Here is a 3,182-nt window from a genome sequence, read left to right on the forward strand (position 1 = left end):
GGCGTGGGGGAGGTGCACTGGGGTGGGCTGGCGCAGCGGGCGCGCCTCGAGGCCGACTGGCTGTTGCCGCTGCCCGCCCACTTGACGGGGTGGGACGCCATGGCCATCGGCACCGCGGGCTACACCGCCATGCTGTGCGTGATGGCGTTGCAAGCCCACTGGGCGGCGCAGGGCATGGCGCCCGGTGTCGGTGACGTGCTGGTGACCGGCGCAGGCGGCGGCGTGGGAAGCGTCGCCATTGCGTTGCTGGCGCGTGCCGGACACCGTGTCGTCGCCTCCACCGGCCGCCCGCACGAGGCGGACTATCTGCAAACCCTGGGTGCGGCGGAGGTTATCGACCGTGCGACGCTGGCGGCGCCCGGCAAGCCGCTGCAGAAAGAACGCTGGATCGGTGTGGTGGATGCGGTGGGCAGTCACACCTTGGCCAACGCCTGCGCCAGCACCCGCTATGGCGGTGCAGTGGCGGCCTGCGGGCTGGCGCAGGGCATGGACTTTCCGGCCACGGTGGCGCCGTTCATCCTGCGCGGGGTGACGCTGTACGGCATCGACAGCGTCATGGCCCCGCTGGCACGTCGCCGCACGGCGTGGCAGCGGCTGGCCGCCGAACTGGACCGGGCGCTGCTGACGCGCATGGCGCGCACCATTCCCCTGGCCGATGCCATCGCCGCGGCCGAGGACGTCTTGGCCGGGCGCGTGCGCGGCCGGCTGGTCGTGGACGTCAACGCGTGACGTCGCTGCGGGCCGGTGCCGGCACGATGTGCCGGTAGGCGTGCCAGGTGGCATGGCCCAGCACCGGCCCCACCACCAGCAGCCCCAAGAAGGCGGGTAGCATCGCCAGCACGCATAGCCCGGTGATCCACGCGCCCCACAAGAACATGACCCCCGGGTTTTGCACACAGGCGCGAAAACTCGTCAGCGCGGCAGACACTGCATCCGTCTGCCGGTCCAGGATCATCGGGATGGAAATCGCGCTGCTGACGAAGATCAGCCCCGCGAAGATGGCCCCGACGACCACATAGGTGACCAAAAACTCCAGGTTATCCAGACTCAGCAGCGCGGCCAGCATGTTTGCGCTGGAGGGCATGGTGTTCATCGTCACCGCAAACACCACCAGCGAGGCGCGGCCCCACAGCATCTCCAGGATGAGCAGCACGCCGGCGAAGATGGCCATGGTGGACCGCGTGGGCCGCCACGCCCACAGCGACGCGCGCAGCGAGGGGCGGCGCCCTTCCTCCAGCGCGCGGCTGGCGTCGTACAGCCCCAGCGCCAAAAACGGTCCCATAAGCAAAAAGCCCGCGCTCAGTGCCAGCACATAGGCTGGCGCATGCTGGAAGGTCTGCCACAGCGCCTGCCCCATCAGCGCAAAGCACGCGCCGTAAAACAGCCCGATGCGCGGACAGGCCCGAAAGTCCTGCCAGCCACGGGCCAGCCAGCGCAGCGGATCGCCCGGGCTCAGCGAGGCCAGCGGCAGCGAAAAAACCGACTCTCGCCCGGCCTCGGTGTCCTGGCGGTTCGTGTTATGGGGGTCGGTGTCGGTCGATTCGGGGTGGGCGGCTGTCATGGGTGTCCGTCCGCGATGGTGCGTGCCCTGGTTGGCATTTGATTTTTGTCAAACACAGAACATAGGCCGCCGCGGCGGCGACGTCCATAGCGTTTACCCGCAGTGCGGCGGAGCGGGCCGGCTACACTTGGTGCACCATGATTGCGCACTTCGACCCGCCCACCGTCGCCGCCGATCAACTCGACGCCACCCTGGCCCGCCAGGGGTACGCGGTGCTTGGCGCGGCGGCGGTGCGGTCCTGGCTGGGGCTGGACGCCGCCGCGCTGACGGCTCTGCAACCCGCCTGGGACGACCTGCCGCCGGATCGCTACCTCAAGGATGGCGGTCGCTACCGCCGACGCCGGCACGGCTGCTTCGTCGTCGCGGGCGAGGCCGTGCGTCCCATGCCCGAGAGACCCCACTACCAGCCCGTGGAATACAACGCCCTGCACGGGGGCATGCGGCGTTGGTTTGCCCCATTGACCGACGCCCTGGTTGCCCAGCCGGCGTGGACGCGGCTGCTGCAGCGCACCGGAGCCGTGGTGTCCGCCCTCAAAGGCGCGCAGCCCTGGTATGTGGAGGCGCACCCCTTTCGCATCGACACCACGGGGGGCATTGGCCGCCCCACGCCCGAGGGCGCGCACCGCGATGGCGTCGATTTGGTGGCGGTCTTTCTGGTCGGCCGCCACGGCATCAAGGGGGGCGAGAGCCGCGTGTTCGAGGCCGATGGTCCCAATGGCCAGCGCTTTACGCTGACCGAGCCGTGGTCCGTGCTGCTGTTAGACGATGCGCGCGTCATCCACGAGACCACCCCCATCCAGCCGCAGACCGAGGGCGTGCTTGGCTGGCGCGACACGCTGGTGCTGACCTACCGCGCTGGCGGCTTTTTGGGCGATTGATGGGGCGATCGATCGGGGCGCCGCGGGACGGCGGCGCCCGGGGTGTCACTGCGGCTGGAAGCCGCTGTCGCGGATGATGCGGGCCCAGACTTCGGTGTAGGCGCGCTCGCGCTGGGCGAGTTGCTCGCCGCTCATGTGACCGACCGTCAACCCCATCGCCGTCAGGCGATCCCGCACCGCGGGCTGCGCCAGGGCTTTGGCCAGCGCGGCGCTGACCTGCTCCAGCGCCGCCTTGGGCGTGCCGGCCGGGGCGAACAGGCCGTAGTAGGGCACCTCTTCGAAGCCAGGGATGCCCAGCTCGGCAAACGTCGGCACGTCGGGCAGGATGGCCTGCCGCGTGCGGCCCATGACGCCGACGATCTGCACCTTGCCGGCCTTGTGGTTTTCGATGAAGTCGGGTACCGACCCTACGCCGGCCGGGATCTGATTGCCCAACATGTCGGCCATCATGGGCGCGCTGCCGCGGTAGGGTACGGCCACCAGATCGAGCTGCTGGCGCTTGGCCAGCGACTGCACCAGAAACTGCGGTACCGACGCCGGGGCGGGGATGCCGACGTTGGCCTTGCCACCCTGCTGCCGCACCCAGGCGACGAAGTCGCGGTACGTCTTGGCCGGGGTGCCGCCCGAGACGGCCAGCGCGTTGACGAAAGTGGCAAAGCCCGCCACGGCGACAAAATCCTTTGCCGGCTCGAAACCCGGGTTGCGCAGCACCTGCGGCAGGATGGAGATGGTGTGGTCGTGCG

The 3,182-nt window shown here is 69.7% G+C and carries 4 protein-coding genes; 2 read left to right on the plus strand and 2 right to left on the minus strand.

Annotated elements, in window-relative coordinates; translation table 11 throughout:
* The coding region (locus V7026_RS11225) for an acrylyl-CoA reductase family protein (RefSeq protein ID WP_334155462.1) at window positions 1-729 on the plus strand (729 nt) is incomplete at its 5' end.
* Here the strand turns inward: V7026_RS11225 and V7026_RS11230 are convergent.
* The gene (locus V7026_RS11230; protein ID WP_334155463.1) at window positions 719-1,561 is read right to left on the minus strand and encodes a DUF2189 domain-containing protein; all 843 of its coding nucleotides are present in this window, start codon (window positions 1,559-1,561) and stop codon (window positions 719-721) included. The genes V7026_RS11225 and V7026_RS11230 overlap by 11 nt on opposite strands.
* Window positions 1,562-1,698: 137 nt before the next feature.
* On the opposite strand from V7026_RS11230, the gene V7026_RS11235 reads away from it, so the two are divergent.
* Window positions 1,699-2,439: a 2OG-Fe dioxygenase family protein gene (locus V7026_RS11235; RefSeq protein WP_334155465.1), complete on the plus strand. Its 741-nt coding sequence runs from the start codon at window positions 1,699-1,701 to the stop codon at window positions 2,437-2,439.
* Window positions 2,440-2,484: 45 nt separating this feature from the next.
* Here the strand turns inward: V7026_RS11235 and V7026_RS11240 are convergent.
* A partial coding sequence (locus V7026_RS11240; RefSeq protein WP_334155466.1) for a tripartite tricarboxylate transporter substrate-binding protein occupies window positions 2,485-3,182 on the minus strand: 698 nt, incomplete at its 5' end.

Source organism: Tepidimonas sp. (assembly GCF_036825565.1).
Lineage (GTDB): Bacteria > Pseudomonadota > Gammaproteobacteria > Burkholderiales > Burkholderiaceae_C > Tepidimonas.

What these genes read in the sequence shown, in the direction of transcription:
- V7026_RS11235 (WP_334155465.1), top strand. Translation starts at nt 1,699, where the DNA reads ATGATTGCGCACTTCGACCCGCCCACCGTCGCCGCCGATCAACTCGAC.
- V7026_RS11230 (WP_334155463.1), bottom strand. Translation starts at nt 1,561, where the DNA reads ATGACAGCCGCCCACCCCGAATCGACCGACACCGACCCCCATAACACG.